Source organism: uncultured Polaribacter sp. (assembly GCF_947497695.1).
In the GTDB taxonomy this organism is placed as follows: domain Bacteria; phylum Bacteroidota; class Bacteroidia; order Flavobacteriales; family Flavobacteriaceae; genus Polaribacter.
In genome coordinates this window covers 114,672-130,047 of the sequence record NZ_CANMHM010000003.1, presented here as the reverse complement: position 1 = coordinate 130,047, position 15,376 = coordinate 114,672, and the positions used below count along the sequence as shown (strand labels likewise).

The following is a 15,376-nucleotide window of genomic DNA, read 5'->3' as shown; positions in this document are numbered from 1 at the left end:
GAAGATTATAGAATAATCTTCAACTAAAAATAATTAACTGTAAATTTTATAGCAACTAATCTTCTGTAGCATTTTCAATTTCAGAATCCTCTTTAGGTTCTTTAAACTTACGAGTTCCCTCATACAACTCATACTTTACAAACTTACAGTTTAAATCTCCGTTTTTAAGTGCAATTCTTTTTGAGGTTCTTAAACCTACACATTTTAAAGCATCTGTATCTGAGGTGATTAACCAAGCAGTAGAACCTGGATAATTATGTTTTAAGGTATCGCCTATTTTTTTATAAAACTCTTCTGTGTCAATATTTAAACGTTCTCCGTAAGGAGGATTGAACAAAATAGTAGTGTTACCAAAAACTTCTTTTTTAGAATTGAAAAAATTTACATGATGCACACCAATAAACTCGTCTAAATTAGCACTTTCTATATTTGCTTGAGCTTTTTGAACTGCAGAAGGAGCTTTATCAAACCCCATAATTTTAAAATGAGAAGATCTAATTTTCTTTAATAAAGATTCTTGAATGGTAAAATACAGGTCTTCATCATAATCTTTCCAATTCTCAAAAGCGAATAATTTTCTGTTGATGTTTGCAGGAATATGATTGGCAATCATTGCAGCTTCAATTAAAATTGTACCAGAACCACACATAGGATCTATAAAGTTTTCATCACCAGTATAACCAGATAATAAAACCATACCTGCAGCCAAAACTTCGTTAATTGGTGCAATATTAGTAGCTGTTCTGTAGCCTCTTTTGTGTAAAGAATCTCCAGAGGAATCTAAAGAAACAGTCAACCATTCTTTATGAATATGAATGTGTACTTTTAAATCTGGATAATCTAAGTCTACATTAGGTCTTTTACTATATTTATGTCTAAAATAATCTGCAATTGCATCTTTAGATTTTAAAGAAATATAATGTGAGTTTGATGTAAAATTTTTAGAGTTTACAACAGCTCCTATTGCAAAAGTACCTTCAGTTTCTAAATAGTTTTCCCATTTTATTTTCTGAATCGCCTCATACAAATCTTCTTCATCGTAAATTTTACAAACTTTTATAGGCTTTAAAATTCTAACAGCAGTTCTTAAAGCAATGTTTGCTTTGTACATAAAACCAGTATCACCTCTAAAAGAAACCATTCTAATGCCTTCTTTTATATCTTGGGCTCCTAATTCTTTCAACTCTTTTGCCAAAACACCTTCTAAACCAAAAAGTGTTGTTGCCGTCATTTTAAAATCTCTGTTCATATTGCAAATGTAGTTTTTTTGTTGTTAGTTTTTAGTTGATAGTTTCAGGTTTATCTTAAATATTTTTAAAGTTGATAGTTCTTATAAGTTTACAGTAGCAGTTTTCAGAATAGCACTAAAAACTGCTATTGAAAGCTGCAACTAAATACTGTAAACTTATATTTATAAAAATTCATTTTTAAAAACGTAATATTTAGTTACTTTTACCGACTCAATTTACTTATGAAAACAAAAGATTGGTTTACAGATTGGTTTAATACTTCTTATTATCACACTTTATATAAGGAAAGAAATGATGATGAAGCACAGTTGTTTATGAAGAATATTACTTCTTTTTTAAACTTGCCCAAAACAACGCATATTTTAGATTTACCTTGTGGAAAAGGCCGTCATTCTGTATTTTTAAATTCTTTAGGCTACAAAGTTACAGGTGGAGATTTAGCTGAAAACAGTATTAAATCTGCGAAGGAGTTTGAAAATGATACTTTAAATTTTAAAGTTCATGATATGCGACAGACTTTTAACAATAAATATGATGCTGTTTTTAATCTATTTACAAGCTTTGGTTATTTTGAAGATGATAAAGAAGACATTCTAATACTTGATAATATTAAGCAAGGTTTAAATAAAGGTGGTTTTTTTGTATTTGACTTTTTAAATGCAGAAAAAGTAAAACTCAATTTAGTTATAAAAGAAACCAAAACAGTTGATAATATTACTTTTAACATTAAAAGAGAAATTAAAAACGGTTTTATCTTTAAACATATCTCCTTTTTTGCTGATGGAGAAAATCATACTTTTACAGAACAAGTAAAATATTTAGATTTAGAAAAAATGACTACTTTCTTTGAAAAAGTTGGTTTTACAATTACAAATGTTTTTGGAAACTATCATTTAAATGAATATAATGCCAAAACTTCTGATCGATTAATTATTATTGCTAAATGAGTTACATCCTTTTAATAGCATCTGTTTTAATTGGTGCTGCTTTGGTTTTTATTATAAAACCTTCTAATAAAATTGTTCGATTATTATTGGCTTTTAGTGGTGCTTATTTATTATCGGTTACCATTTTACATTTGTTGCCAGAGGTTTATACTGAAACTACAACCTATAAAAAAACAGGAATCTTTATTTTAATCGGTATTATTATTCAATCTGTTTTAGAGTCTTTTTCTAAAGGAGCAGAACATGGGCATATACACATTCATTCTGATGGAAAAAAATTTCCAAAATTGTTATTTGTAAGTTTATGTTTGCATGCTTTTTCTGAAGGATTGCCAATTCATAATGCTGATGACAATTTATTATGGGCAATTATTGTACATAAAATACCAATTGCTATTGTTTTAACTACTTTTTTAATTAAAACTAACTATTCTAAAAAAATAATTGCTGTTTTTTTAATTGCGTTTGCATTAATGAGTCCTTTAGGTGTTTTACTGGGAGATAAAATTCCTTTTTTCACAACTTACACAACTGAAATAACAGCTTTTATTATTGGAGTTTTTCTACATATTTCAACAATAATATTGTTTGAAAGTACTGAAAATCATAAATTTAACTTACAGAAGTTTATTGCAATTATTTTTGGTGTGTTGTTGACTATTTTTACTTTGTAGTAGTAATTTGGCTGTTGAAATTGATAATTAAAATTCTTTCTCTTAATATTGTTTAATAAAATCAGAACTACAACTAAATTATTGAAAAACAACTAATTAGCAACGTTGTTATGTAAGGAAAGTTGCGTGGTTTAAACACTAAATTTAGCAAATAAAAACCGATTAGAAAATCTGCGGAGATTTTCGTAAGTAGTCTAGAACCAGCAATAAATTATATACGTTGTTATATGTAGTGCTTATCCCAAAAATTAATTCGGCAGTTTATATTTTTTACAAGTATTTTCTAGTTTTAGATATAAACCTCAAATGCAAATATGTCATTTATTTAGCAGTAAATATGTTAATTATTCTTAATCATGACAAAATTTCATTTTTAAATGTACAAAAATTGACTAAAATAACCACTTATTCATAATGGCATTTTGTTTGCAAGGTTTTTTTTGAAATCTTAATTGTAAGGTTTCAAATTTGAAATAATGTTTAATTTAAATTTTTTAATTATGAGCAATTTAGCAACTGTTCCTAAAAATGGAAGTTTAGCGAACAGCAATTCAAATCAAAACTTCCCAACTTTGTCAAATTGGTTAGATGACATCTTTAATAGAGATTTACCATCAGTATTCACTTCAAATTTTAATACCGGAATTACTTTGCCTAAAGTAAATATTAAAGAAACTGCTGATGCTTTTATGGTTGAAATGGCAGTTCCGGGTCTAAAGAAATCAGATTTCCAAATTGACCTTGATAATCAAGTATTATCTATTTCTAAGGAAACAAATGAAGAAAATGAACATAAGGAAGAAAATTATACTCGTAGAGAGTTTAGTTACTCCTCGTTCAAAAGAACCTTTAATTTACCAGAAAGTGTAAACGATGAAAAGATTAATGCAAATTATGATAATGGTATTTTAAATATTCTTTTACCAAAAAAAGAAGAGGCTAAACAAAAGCCTGCCAGAAGCATCAATATTTCATAATTGTTTCACTAAATTTTAGAGTAAAATATTAAGAAGGATGCTGATTTTTTCGGCATCCTCTTAATAATAAGTTTAATTCTTTAAAATTTTATTGTTATGCCAAGAAAGTTTAAATCTGGGGAATGGGTAAAAGTTAAAAGAAAACTTACCTCTCCGAAAATGCAAGTTATCCAATATGTTCCAAAAAAGGATTCAATATTCGGTTTGGTTGATAATGACAATTACTTGGAATGTGTTTGGTATAAAAATGGTAAACGAAAATCAGAAGTGTTCCACCAAAATAGATTGATTAAAATGATAGAAACTAGTGGTTTGTTAAAAACATTTATAACAAACCCAAAATTAAGTTTAACTTAAAAACTAAAGTGATGAAAAAGTATATTTTATTGTTAATGGTTGGCTTGTTAAGCGTTAGTTGTAAAGGACAAGAAAATGAAACCAAAAAGGCTGAAAAAGAAGAAAATAAGACTGTTATAGTTGAAGAACCTAAAGGCACTTGGAAAGTTGATAAGGAATTTGATAAAAACGGAAATTTAATTAGATACGATAGCATTTATTCTTGGTCTTCCAATGATAAGTTCGATAATCTCTCATTGTCAGATAAAGATAGTTTAATGCAATCTTTTAAATCACGATTTTTCTCAAACTATTCAGGATTCGAAAATCTAGGGTTTGAAGATATTTTTTCTCAAGATTCACTTTTCAACAAAAATTTCTTTAATTATGATTTTTTTGGAAGTAATTTTGTGGACATTGATAAATTAAGGCAACAAATGATTGCAAGACAGAAGAAATTTTTAGAAAAATATCAGTGAGAATTTATTAAAAAAAAAGACGAAAACTAAATTGTTTTCGTCTTTTTTTTTGTTAGTTCAGTCTTTTCTCGCATTAAACACAACTTGGTTATATATGATTTGTTACTTGAATTTAGGCACTAATTTACTAAATAATTACTGACAAAGAAAGTTCGTGAGAACTTTCGCAAATGAGCCTAATAAAGCAATAAATTATATATGTTGTTGACTACAGTTTTTTTATTTCGTTATAGTTTTTCATTCAAATCTTGTCTTCCAACTATTGTCATTATTTCAACAATATTATCATTGAGTTTAAAGTAAATACTATCAACTCCACATACGCAGCGTCTGTATCCTCTTTTTATATAATCAACAGCTTCAAAGGAAAAAGGTCGTTCAGCAATGATATCGAAATATTCAAAAAAGGACTCAAAGTATTTGTCTGCTTTGGTCATTCCGAATTTTTCAACTCCATATTGATGAATACGAATCAAGTCATTTTTCGCTTCGTTGGTCAATTTGTATTTAGTCATTCAGTAAAGACTTAGATTGGGCTAAAATTCTTTCTTTACTGTCATTGGTAAATCCACTATTTTCAGCTTTTTCAATTTTAGCTCGAATCCAGTTAATTTCAACTTGCTGTTTTCGTGCTTGTCTAATCAAATCGTTAACTAATTCGCTTTTACTTGAATATTCTCTATTATCCACTTGTGATTTCAGCCATTCATCGTTTGGCTTTGTAAATGATATGCTTTGTCTCGACATAATTCAATAATTTGATGTAAATATACACCAAAAACGAATCAAGTCCAAATTGTAGCCTACTAGTTATATCAGTATAAACTCTAATTCGCCACTTCATTAATAAATTTAATACGCATTAAACGCAATTCTTCTTCATCATAATCCCCATCAAATTCTTCTAAAGCTTCTTCAATATCATCTGTTTCTGCTTCCATAAAATAATCATGAATTTCTTCTTGCTGGTCTTCATCTAATAAATCATCCAAAGAATAATCGATATTTAACTTTGTACCAGAAAAAATTACAGTTTCCATTTCTTTAATCAAAGCACTCATTTCTAAACCTTTTGCTTTGGCAATATCAATTAAAGGTAATTTTTTATCTGTATTTTGAATGATAAACAATTTTAATCCAGAATTGGTACCTGTACTTTTTACAATTAAATCATCTGGTCTTAAAATATCATTCTCTTCTACATAATTAGAAATTAGTTTGATAAAATCTTTACCAAACTTTCTAGACTTCCCTTCTCCTACTCCATGAACTGTAGATAATTCCGCTAAAGTTATTGGGTATTTTAATGCCATATCATCTAAAGATGGATCTTGAAAAACTGCAAATGGAGGTACTCCTTGTTTAGTTGCTACACTTTTACGCAAAGCTTTTAAGAGTTTTATTAATTTTGCATCAGCAATACCAGCAGAAGATTTAGAATTGGTAATAATTGTATTGTCGTTTTCTTCATTATAAGAATGATCTTCAGTCATCATAAAAGAAGTAGGTTTGTTCATAAACGCTTCTCCTTTTTCTGTTAATTTTACTACTCCATATTGTTCAATTTCTTTTTTGATAAAATTAACAACCAAAACCTGTCTAATTAATGCCATCCAATAAAGAGCAGATTTGTCTTTACCGCTACCAAAAAAGGGTTGTAAATGTGTTTTATGTGACGTTAACAACGCATTTTCTTTACCAACAATGGTATTTACAATCTCTTTAGATTTGTATTTTTGTAAGGTATCTTTAATCACTTTTAATAAAAGTACAACGTCTTGTTTTGCTTCGTGTTTTTTCTTAGGGTTTCTAGAATTATCATCCATATCTGCACCTAAACCATTTTCAACGTCAAATTCTTCACCAAAATAATGCAACAAATACTTTCTTCTATTCATAGAAGTTTCTGCATAGCCCACAACTTCTTGTAACAATGCATGCCCAATTTCTTGTTCTGCAATTGGCTTACTAGCCATAAATTTTTCTAACTTTTCTATATCTTTATAAGCATAAAAAGCCAAACAATATCCTTCTCCATCATCTCTACCTGCTCTACCTGTTTCTTGGTAATAACTTTCTAAACTTTTAGGAATATCATGATGAATCACAAAACGAACATCTGGCTTATCAATTCCCATACCAAACGCAATGGTTGCAACTACAACATCACAATCTTCCATCAAAAACATATCTTGATGTTTTACACGTGTTTTTGCATCTAAACCTGCATGATAAGGAACAGCTTTTAATCCGTTTACTTGTAAAACCTGTGCAACTTCCTCTACTTTTTTACGACTTAAACAGTAAATAATACCAGATTTGCCTTCTCTTTGTTTAACAAAACGAATAATATCTTTTTCTACTTCACTTGTTTTTGGTCTTACTTCATAAAAAAGATTGGGTCTGTTAAAAGAAGCTTTGAATCTATTTGCATCTAAAATACCTAAGGTTTTTAAAATATCTTCTTGTACTTTTTCTGTAGCTGTTGCAGTTAAACAGATAATTGGTACATTATCAATGGCTTTAATAATATGTTTTAAATTTCTGTATTCTGGTCTAAAATCATGACCCCATTCAGAAATACAATGTGCTTCATCAATAGCTACAAAAGAAATTTTTTGAGTTTTTAAGAAAGCAACGTATTCTTCTTTTATTAAAGACTCTGGTGCCACATATAAAAGTTTTGTAATTCCGTTTGAAATATCTTCTTTAACCTGTGCAATTTCTGTTTTGTTTAAAGATGAATTTAAAACATGGGCAACCCCATTATTTTCAGAAATACCTCTAATGGCATCTACTTGATTTTTCATCAAAGCAATTAAAGGAGATACTACAATTGCAGTTCCTTCAGACATTAGTGCTGGTAGTTGATAACAAAGAGATTTACCTCCACCAGTTGGCATTATTACAAAAGTATTATTATTTGCTACAATACTTTTAATTACTTGCTCTTGTAATCCTTTAAACTTATTAAATCCAAAGAATTTTTTAAGAGGAATATGTAAATCCATTTATGTAAATATTCGTTTAACTTTAAAAACAATTCACAAACCTTCTATTATATTTGTTCTGACTATTATTTATAGTAAATTTGCTCGTTTCCTAATTTAAAGATATAACTTTTTTTTATTCTGATAAAATACAAAACATTTGAAAAAAATAAACTCAATTATAAAAACAGCTAAAGATACAATCAGAATTGAAAGTAATGCTATTGCTAATTTAGCAAAATTAATTGATGTTGACTTTGAAGAAGCTGTAAAATTTATTTTTAATTCTAAAGGAAGAGTTATTGTTACAGGAATTGGTAAAAGTGCAAACATTGCCACCAAAATTGTAGCCACCTTAAATTCTACTGGAACACCGGCTATTTTTATGCATGCTGCTGATGCAATTCATGGAGATTTAGGCAATGTACAAAAAAATGATGTTGTTATTTGTCTGTCAAAAAGTGGAAATACTCCAGAAATTAAAGTTTTAGTTCCGTTGATTAAAAATTATGGAAACAAAATCGTTGCAATTACAGGAAATACTGAATCCTATTTAGGCAAAAATGCAGATTTTACAATAAATGGTTATGTAGAAAAAGAAGCTTGTCCTAATAACTTAGCTCCTACAACAAGTACTACTGCACAATTAGTTTTAGGAGATGCTTTGGCTATTTGTTTGTTAAATTTAAGAAGTTTTACAAGTACTGATTTTGCTAAATATCATCCTGGAGGTGCTTTAGGCAAGCGTTTAATTTTACGAGTATCTGATTTAATAGAAAATAATCAAGTACCTAAAGTAGATGAAAATGACAGTATTGCAAAGGTAATTATGGAAATTTCTGAAAAAAGATTGGGAGTTACCGCTGTTTTAAATGATGAAAAATTAGTAGGCATTATTACTGATGGTGATATTAGAAGAATGCTTTCTAAAACAACTGAAATTGCTAATTTTACAGCAAAAGATATTATGGGTAAAAACCCTAAAACCATACAAGTAGATGCAATGGCAATAACGGCATTAAATACTATGGAAACCAATAGTATTACACAAATATTGGCAGTAAATAATAAAAACAACTATGTAGGTGTTGTTCATTTACACGATTTAATTAAAGAAGGTATTTTCTAATGGCAAAACAAGAAAAAGAGATGTCCTTTTTAGGACATTTAGAAGAATTAAGATGGCATTTGGTAAGAAGTGCAGCATCTATATTTATTTTGGCTATTGTATTTTTTGTGTTTGCTGAGCAAGTGTATGATCATTTTTTATTGGCTCACATAAAGGCAGATTTTATAACCTATCAAGTATTTTGCGATTTTTTTAATCTTTTTGACATGGAAAGTGATTTTTGTAACGTTACTTTTGCTGATAAAAAATTACAAAGTATAAAAGTTACCTCTCAATTAATGAATTCTATTTGGTCTTCATTAATACTGGGTATTATTGTTTCTTTTCCTTATCTATTATGGGAAATTTGGCGTTTTGTATCTCCAGGATTAACAAAGAAAGAAGTAAATAAATCTAGAGGATTTATTTTTACAGCTTCTTTACTATTTTTTATTGGTTTAACTTTTAGTTTTTATGTGATAGCACCAATTTCTGTGCACTTTTTATACAACTATCAAATTTCTGATAGTATTGTAAATAGCTTTACACTACAATCTCATATTGGCTTAATTACCAATATGTTATTAGGGGTTTCAATTTTGTTTGAATTGCCTGTATTAATTTACTTTTTAACAAAAATTGGTTTAATTACACCCCAATTTTTAAAGAAATACAGAAAACATGCTTTAGTAGTTGTTTTAATTTTAGCGGCCATTATTACACCTCCTGATGTTGCTAGCCAAGTAATTGTAGCAATACCCATTTTAATTTTATATGAAATAGGTATTAGAGTTTCTAAACGAGTCATCAAAAAACAAGAAAAAGAAGCTAGAAAGAATAAATAAGTAGTTGGTTATTAGTATTTAGTTTTCAGTACAGATAAAAAGCTCAGCAAATAACTTTGTGTTTTTGCTTTAAAATAGTTTAAGAATGCTTTAAGATTCTAAACATAGTTATTTACTACTTTTACACAAAACAACAATTACTCGTTTCAACAACTAAACAATGACACATATTTAAAAAATATGATTTTAAGAGCAGAAAATATTCAAAAAATTTACGGAAGTAGAAAAGTGGTAACTGGTATTTCTTTGGAAGTTCAACAAGGAGAAATTATTGGTCTTTTAGGTCCAAATGGAGCAGGAAAAACAACTTCTTTCTATATGATTGTTGGAATGGTAAAACCAAATTCTGGTAAAATTTTTTTAAATGATCAAGAAATCACCAAAGATGCCATGTACAAACGTGCAGAAAAAGGCATTGGTTATTTGGCACAAGAGGCTTCTGTTTTTAGAAAGTTATCTGTAGAAGACAATATTATGTCTGTTTTACAATTTACAGGTTTGTCTAAAAAAGCACAAAAAATTAAATTAGAATCTTTAATTGAAGAATTTAATATTGGGCATGTTCGTAAAAATAGAGGCGATTTATTGTCTGGTGGAGAAAGACGTAGAACAGAAATTGCACGATGTTTAGCCTCTGATCCAAATTTTATTTTATTAGATGAACCTTTTGCAGGTGTAGACCCAATTGCTGTGGAAGATATACAGAGTATTGTAGCACAATTAAAAAACAAAAATATTGGTATTTTAATTACAGATCATGATGTGCAAGCAACATTAGCAATAACAGATAAAACCTACTTAATGTACCAAGGAAGCATTTTAAAAAGCGGAACACCAGAAGAATTGGCTGCTGATGAAATGGTAAGAAAAGTATATTTAGGGAAAGATTTTGAATTGAAAAAGAGTCGATTTTCTAATCAAATTTAAAGCACTAAACACAAGATCCCAAAAAACAAAAACTGAACTGCTACAATTACAAAACTAATTTTACTATTTATTTTAGGGCGAAAACCAAATGTTATTGCATGAATTACCAAACTTGTTAAAAACCACATTCCATAATTTTGCAACGGAATGATGTCATTTTCCCAACCCCAAAAGCCAAGTTTCATTGCTACAGGCTCTATCAAAAAATCTAAAGCTGTCATTAAAAAAGCAGGTACTAAAATTAGCCAAATTCCTTTTTTTGTAAAAAACTCAACCACTCCATAAGTACTTAAAGATAAAAACAGCCAATTTACACCAATTAACAAAGGAGTTTCAAAAACCTTAAACCCAAAAGGACTTCCATAAGCATAACTACCAAATAAAACTCCAGTAGCAACTCCTATTGCTTCAACAGCATATCCAATTAAAAAAATCAAAAAAGAAAGCAGAAAAAATTTCTTGCTGTACTCTTTATTTACTTTAAAAAAAACAAATAAAGTAAGTAACAAGTTAAATGGTGTAAATAGTAAAAAATAAGGTCTAAAAAATTCTAGACACATGCCTAAGATTCCAAAAAAATAGAATAAAAATAAAAGTCCAATCCAACGATTTTCTATTGAAATATTTTTTAACATTCTTAATTTTTAATGAGTTGATCAATAATTTTTGCTGATGAAAGTGCTAAAGGTATTCCTCCTCCAGGATGCACACTTCCACCACAGAAATAAAGATTTTTATATTGAGATGAAAAGTTTTTATGCCTAAAAAATGCTGCAAATCTGTTATTGCTAGAAGTTCCGTATAAAGATCCTTTAAAAGAATTGGTTTTATCTTGTATTAATTGTGGTGTTAATTGCTCTTCAAATTCAATCAATTTCTCAATATCTTCTCCTAAAATCCTAGAAACTTTTGTTAAAATATTTTTTCTAGCTTCTGCAATCATTACTTCCCAATCTTGTTCATAAACAGAAGGTACATTAATCATTACAAACCAATTTTCTTTTCCTTTAGGAGCATCATTTTTTATCAGCTTGCTGGTAATATTAATGTAAACTGTTGGATCTTTATATATGGTTTTTGATGTAAAAAGATGTTCAAATTCTGTTTTATAATCTTCAGAAAATAGAATATTATGTACATCTAGTTCAGGGAATTCTTTCCCAATTCCCCAATAAAAAATAAGTGCAGAGCTAGATCGTTCTTGTTTGTCTACCGCTTTTAATTTTTTAGCATTTGGAATTAATTTGTCATAAACCATGTGAATATCTGCATTACAGATTATAACATCTCCCTTATAATTATCAGATTTTGTAACTACACTTTCTGCTTTATTTCTAGCTGTTTTTATAGAAACAACTTCTTGATTAAATAGAAATTCTATACCAATATCTTTTGCCAATTTTACCAAACTATTGGTAATATCATGCATTCCGTTTTTAGGTAAATAAGCACCTAAACCAAACTCTAAATGCGGAATTATATTTAAAATACCAGGTGCTTTGTATGGGTTTGAACCGTTATAAGTTGCATATCTATTAAATAAACGAATTGTTTTAGAATCTTTAAATGCATTTTCATTTACTTGGTTCATAGAACTAAATATGTTTAAAAAAGGCAATTTAAAAATAGACTTTAAAGTAGATAGTGAAAGAAACGAACTTATTTTGTGGAGTGATTTATTTAGAAATTGTTCTTCTGTAGCGTTGTAAATATATTTACTTTTTTCTAAGTGTTTTAGCACACTATCAGAAGAATCCTCTGTTTTATTGGCAATTTCATTAGCAAAAATATTTATATCTGAATTTGCAGAAACCTGAGTTCCATCTTCATAAAAATAATTACACAATACATCAAGTTGATGATACTTAAAATAATCAGAAGGTTTTTTACCAGAAATTTCAAATAGCTCATTAACTAAGTTAGGCATTGTAAAAAGAGATGGACCTGCATCAAAACGAAATCCATTGCCTGTAAGTTGCGTCAGTTTTCCTCCAGGATAATTGTTCTTTTCAAGAACCGTTACAGCATACCCTTTATTTTGCAAACGAATTGCAGCTGCAATACCTGCAATTCCTGCACCTACAACAACCGCTTTTTTCATTAAGCATTTGCTTTTTTAAATTCTTGCTTAAAATATTTAAAAGGTACAACTAACATTCCAAAACACTCACTATCTGCCTTTCCAATATTTTTATGATGCATTTTATGTGCTCTTCTTATAGCTCTTAAATACACATTATCACTGTTTCTAAACCATTTTAGTCTTTGATGAATAAATACTTCGTGTACAAAAAAATAAGCAATTCCATAAGCTAAAATTCCAAAACCAATATACATAACTGTCCACATTGCAAACATAGAACCAAGCATAATACACAACCAAGAAGGTACTGCATAGATTAAGAAAAAAGCATCGTTTTTTTCAAAAAAAGAGTCTTTATTTGGCACATGATGATCTAAATGTAAATTCCATAAAAAGCCATGCATTACATATTTATGGGTAAACCACGCCATAAATTCCATTCCCCAAAAAGTTGCGAAAACAATTAAAAAACCCATTGATATTTTATTTTTAAAAATAACTTTAATTACAATTAGTAAACAAATATAAGAAATATATTCCCCGAGAAACCAAAACATTTGTTTATGTTTTCTTAATATTCGTAAAACAATTTGATGTATTTAACTACTATAAACATCAAACAGAAAAGTTATATACTTTAAAGTATTCATTCGTATTTTATATGCTCTTTCTACTATTAGAAATTAAAGATAATACTACATAAAATAGAATAATTAAAGGGATTGATAAATATTGAAGTGTAATAATCATCAATAAAGAAATGATTAAAAACAAATACTTTACAACATTATTTTTTATGGAATACTCTTTAAATTTTAATGAAAATAAAGGAATTTCTGCATTCATTAGATAGGTTAAAACTAAAGTAATTGCAATTAAAAAGTAATTATTAGTAATTAAATTGTGTGCAAATTCAAATGTAGAATATTCTAAAATTAAAGGTAAAGAAACTACAAACAAACTCATTGCAGGTGTTGGCAAACCTATAAAAGATTCTGATTGTCTGGTATCTATATTAAATTTTGCTAACCTATAAGAAGCTCCTAATGTTATTATTAATCCTAAAAAAGGTAAATAAGTAGTAATGGCTGTTTCTTCAGAAAAATTAGTGTAATCTATGGTATTTTCTATCATTAAATTATACATAATAATTCCTGGTACAACACCACTTGTAACCATATCTGCCAAAGAATCTAATTGTTTCCCTAATTCACCAGAGACGTTTAATAAACGAGCTGCAAAACCATCAAAAAAATCAAAAAGAATACCAATTACCACAAATAAACCCGCAAAAACAAAATCGTTTTCAACAGCAAAAATGGTTGCTAAAGTTCCACAGAAAAGATTACCTAGAGTTATTAAATTAGGAATGTGTTTTTTAAAATTCATTTTTAGTTTGATTAGAAAGCTAAAATAGGAAATCATTTTTGGGTAGTTTTCTAAATTGTTTAATTTTTAACCTATTTTTGATAAATAGCACCAATTTTACTTTTTAAGTCGAATTACAATTAAAAATACAAATGTGTTTCTGAGCTTGTTAAAGTATCTTTAAAGATTCACAAAAAAGTCTACGACAAGCTCAGACTGACAATACGTTAGTTTAATTGCGATTTTTTAAAACACTATTTTTACGACCTAAATAATTTAATTAGTATCAGAAAAAATAAAAGCACTAAAATTTTAAACTTTATAACATATCAACTTTTTAATAATTATAAATGCCAGTATTTACATCAGACTACACTCCTACTTTACCTTTTAAAAACAGTCATTTTAACACGATGTACAGACCGCTTTTTATGAAAGATATTTGTAGTTACTTGCGTAAAAGAATTACAACTTGGGATGCTGATTTTATAGATTTAGATTTTTCTTTGGTTGGTTCTAAAAGCTTGGTACTTTTAATTCATGGTTTAGAAGGAAGTTCTAATTCTAGGTACATGGTATCAACCTCTAAACACCTAAATAAAAAAGGTTTAGATACTGTTTGTTTTAATTTAAGAGGATGTTCTGGTGATGATAATTTATTGATAGGAACTTACCATAGTGGAAAAACAGAAGACGTTGATTTTGTAGTAAAATATCTTTTAAAAAATTACGCTTATGAAAATATTATTATTGTTGGCTTTAGTTTAGGTGGTAATTTAACCCTAAAATATTTAGGCGAAAAATCTGAGGCTATATCAAACAAAATTAAAGGAGCAGTTGCTGTTTCTGTACCTATTGATATTGCTTCCGCAGAAAAAGAATTGGAAAAATTAAAAAATAAGTTATACTTAGAAGTTTTTTTTAAAACGATGAAGAACAAACTGCTAGAAAAAGCTCATAAATTTCCAAGCTATAATTTAGATAAAGACAAGTTATTTAAAGCTACAAAATTTAAACACCTAGAACATTTATATACTGTACCTGTTTTTGGCTTTGAAAGTCCAGAAGATTATTGGGCAAAAGCAAGTTCTAAACCCTATTTATCAAAAATTAAAAAGCCTACTTTACTCATTAATGCTAAAGATGATACATTTCTATCTAAAGAATGTTTTCCTTTTGAAGAAGCTCATAGTTCTGATGATTTCTTTTTTGAAGGTCCCAATTATGGTGGTCATGTTGGGTTTATGACATCTTTTAAACCAAAGGAAAATACTTGGTTAGAAAAAAGAATTGAACGATTTATTAGAGAAAATATTCAAATTAACTTACAATAAACAATAACTTTAAAAAACTACTGTTATTTTAGTATGTTTTTAGATATTTGTTCTATAT

At 28.2% G+C, this 15,376-nt stretch carries 17 protein-coding genes; 9 read left to right on the top strand and 8 right to left on the bottom strand.

The window, feature by feature from the left end:
* Nucleotides 1-55: 55 nt before the first annotated feature.
* Nucleotides 56-1,249, bottom strand: a complete 1,194-nt coding sequence (locus Q0731_RS04900) for a class I SAM-dependent RNA methyltransferase (RefSeq protein WP_299060692.1) — start codon at nt 1,247-1,249, stop codon at nt 56-58.
* 222 nt (nt 1,250-1,471) lie between these two features.
* Between Q0731_RS04900 and Q0731_RS04895 the strand changes: the two genes are divergently transcribed.
* The 5 genes from Q0731_RS04895 to Q0731_RS04875 all read left to right on the top strand — a co-directional run bounded on the left by Q0731_RS04895 (nt 1,472) and on the right by Q0731_RS04875 (nt 4,663).
* Complete coding sequence (locus tag Q0731_RS04895; protein ID WP_299060690.1) at nt 1,472-2,197, top strand: class I SAM-dependent methyltransferase; 726 nt, start codon at nt 1,472-1,474, stop codon at nt 2,195-2,197.
* A complete protein-coding gene (locus Q0731_RS04890) occupies nt 2,194-2,871 on the top strand; it encodes a ZIP family metal transporter (RefSeq protein WP_299060687.1) in 678 nt (225 codons plus the stop codon). Before Q0731_RS04895 ends, Q0731_RS04890 begins: the two co-directional genes overlap by 4 nt.
* Before the next feature lie 500 nt (nt 2,872-3,371).
* Nucleotides 3,372-3,848: an Hsp20/alpha crystallin family protein gene (locus Q0731_RS04885; protein WP_299060684.1), complete on the top strand. Its 477-nt coding sequence runs from the start codon at nt 3,372-3,374 to the stop codon at nt 3,846-3,848.
* A 96-nt stretch (nt 3,849-3,944) separates the two neighbouring features.
* Nucleotides 3,945-4,205 carry a hypothetical protein gene (locus Q0731_RS04880; protein ID WP_299060681.1) on the top strand — a complete coding sequence of 87 codons (261 nt, stop codon included), beginning with the start codon at nt 3,945-3,947 and terminating at the stop codon, nt 4,203-4,205.
* An 11-nt stretch (nt 4,206-4,216) separates the two neighbouring features.
* Entirely contained in the window at nt 4,217-4,663 is a 447-nt protein-coding gene (locus Q0731_RS04875) for a hypothetical protein (RefSeq protein WP_299060678.1), read from the top strand.
* 227 nt (nt 4,664-4,890) lie between these two features.
* On the opposite strand, the gene Q0731_RS04870 is transcribed toward Q0731_RS04875, so the two are convergent.
* The 3 genes from Q0731_RS04870 to Q0731_RS04860 all read right to left on the bottom strand — a co-directional run bounded on the left by Q0731_RS04870 (nt 4,891) and on the right by Q0731_RS04860 (nt 7,674).
* A complete protein-coding gene (locus Q0731_RS04870; protein ID WP_299060675.1) occupies nt 4,891-5,178 on the bottom strand; it encodes a type II toxin-antitoxin system RelE/ParE family toxin in 288 nt (95 codons plus the stop codon).
* Entirely contained in the window at nt 5,171-5,410 is a 240-nt protein-coding gene (locus Q0731_RS04865) for a CopG family transcriptional regulator (protein ID WP_299060672.1), read from the bottom strand. The genes Q0731_RS04870 and Q0731_RS04865 overlap by 8 nt, the downstream gene beginning before the upstream one ends.
* 80 nt (nt 5,411-5,490) lie before the next feature.
* Nucleotides 5,491-7,674 carry an ATP-dependent DNA helicase RecQ gene (locus tag Q0731_RS04860; protein ID WP_299060669.1) on the bottom strand — a complete coding sequence of 728 codons (2,184 nt, stop codon included), beginning with the start codon at nt 7,672-7,674 and terminating at the stop codon, nt 5,491-5,493.
* 139 nt (nt 7,675-7,813) lie between these two features.
* Here Q0731_RS04860 and Q0731_RS04855 point away from each other — a divergent pair, with 139 nt between their 5' ends.
* The 3 genes from Q0731_RS04855 (at nt 7,814) to lptB (ending at nt 10,533) form a co-directional block, all read left to right on the top strand.
* Nucleotides 7,814-8,782 carry a KpsF/GutQ family sugar-phosphate isomerase gene (locus Q0731_RS04855; protein WP_299060666.1) on the top strand — a complete coding sequence of 323 codons (969 nt, stop codon included), beginning with the start codon at nt 7,814-7,816 and terminating at the stop codon, nt 8,780-8,782.
* Complete coding sequence (gene tatC, locus Q0731_RS04850) at nt 8,782-9,606, top strand: twin-arginine translocase subunit TatC (RefSeq protein WP_299060663.1); 825 nt, start codon at nt 8,782-8,784, stop codon at nt 9,604-9,606. Before Q0731_RS04855 ends, tatC begins: the two co-directional genes overlap by 1 nt.
* Before the next feature lie 180 nt (nt 9,607-9,786).
* Entirely contained in the window at nt 9,787-10,533 is a 747-nt protein-coding gene (gene lptB, locus Q0731_RS04845; RefSeq protein ID WP_299060661.1) for an LPS export ABC transporter ATP-binding protein, read from the top strand.
* Here lptB and Q0731_RS04840 read toward each other — a convergent pair.
* The 4 genes from Q0731_RS04840 to Q0731_RS04825 form a co-directional block, all read right to left on the bottom strand.
* On the bottom strand, nt 10,530-11,093 hold the full coding sequence (locus Q0731_RS04840; RefSeq protein WP_299061326.1) for a carotenoid biosynthesis protein: 564 nt from the start codon (nt 11,091-11,093) through the stop codon (nt 10,530-10,532). The genes lptB and Q0731_RS04840 overlap by 4 nt on opposite strands.
* A gap of 77 nt (nt 11,094-11,170) precedes the next feature.
* Nucleotides 11,171-12,634, bottom strand: coding sequence for a 1-hydroxycarotenoid 3,4-desaturase CrtD (crtD, locus tag Q0731_RS04835; RefSeq protein WP_299060658.1), 1,464 nt, complete (start codon nt 12,632-12,634; stop codon nt 11,171-11,173).
* Nucleotides 12,634-13,092, bottom strand: coding sequence for a sterol desaturase family protein (locus tag Q0731_RS04830; protein ID WP_299060653.1), 459 nt, complete (start codon nt 13,090-13,092; stop codon nt 12,634-12,636). Before Q0731_RS04830 ends, crtD begins: the two co-directional genes overlap by 1 nt.
* 181 nt (nt 13,093-13,273) lie before the next feature.
* Nucleotides 13,274-14,005: a CDP-alcohol phosphatidyltransferase family protein gene (locus Q0731_RS04825; RefSeq protein WP_299060650.1), complete on the bottom strand. Its 732-nt coding sequence runs from the start codon at nt 14,003-14,005 to the stop codon at nt 13,274-13,276.
* A gap of 329 nt (nt 14,006-14,334) precedes the next feature.
* Between Q0731_RS04825 and Q0731_RS04820 the strand changes: the two genes are divergently transcribed.
* Nucleotides 14,335-15,318, top strand: coding sequence for an alpha/beta fold hydrolase (locus tag Q0731_RS04820; protein WP_299060647.1), 984 nt, complete (start codon nt 14,335-14,337; stop codon nt 15,316-15,318).
* The last annotated feature ends 58 nt before the right edge of the window (nt 15,319-15,376 follow it).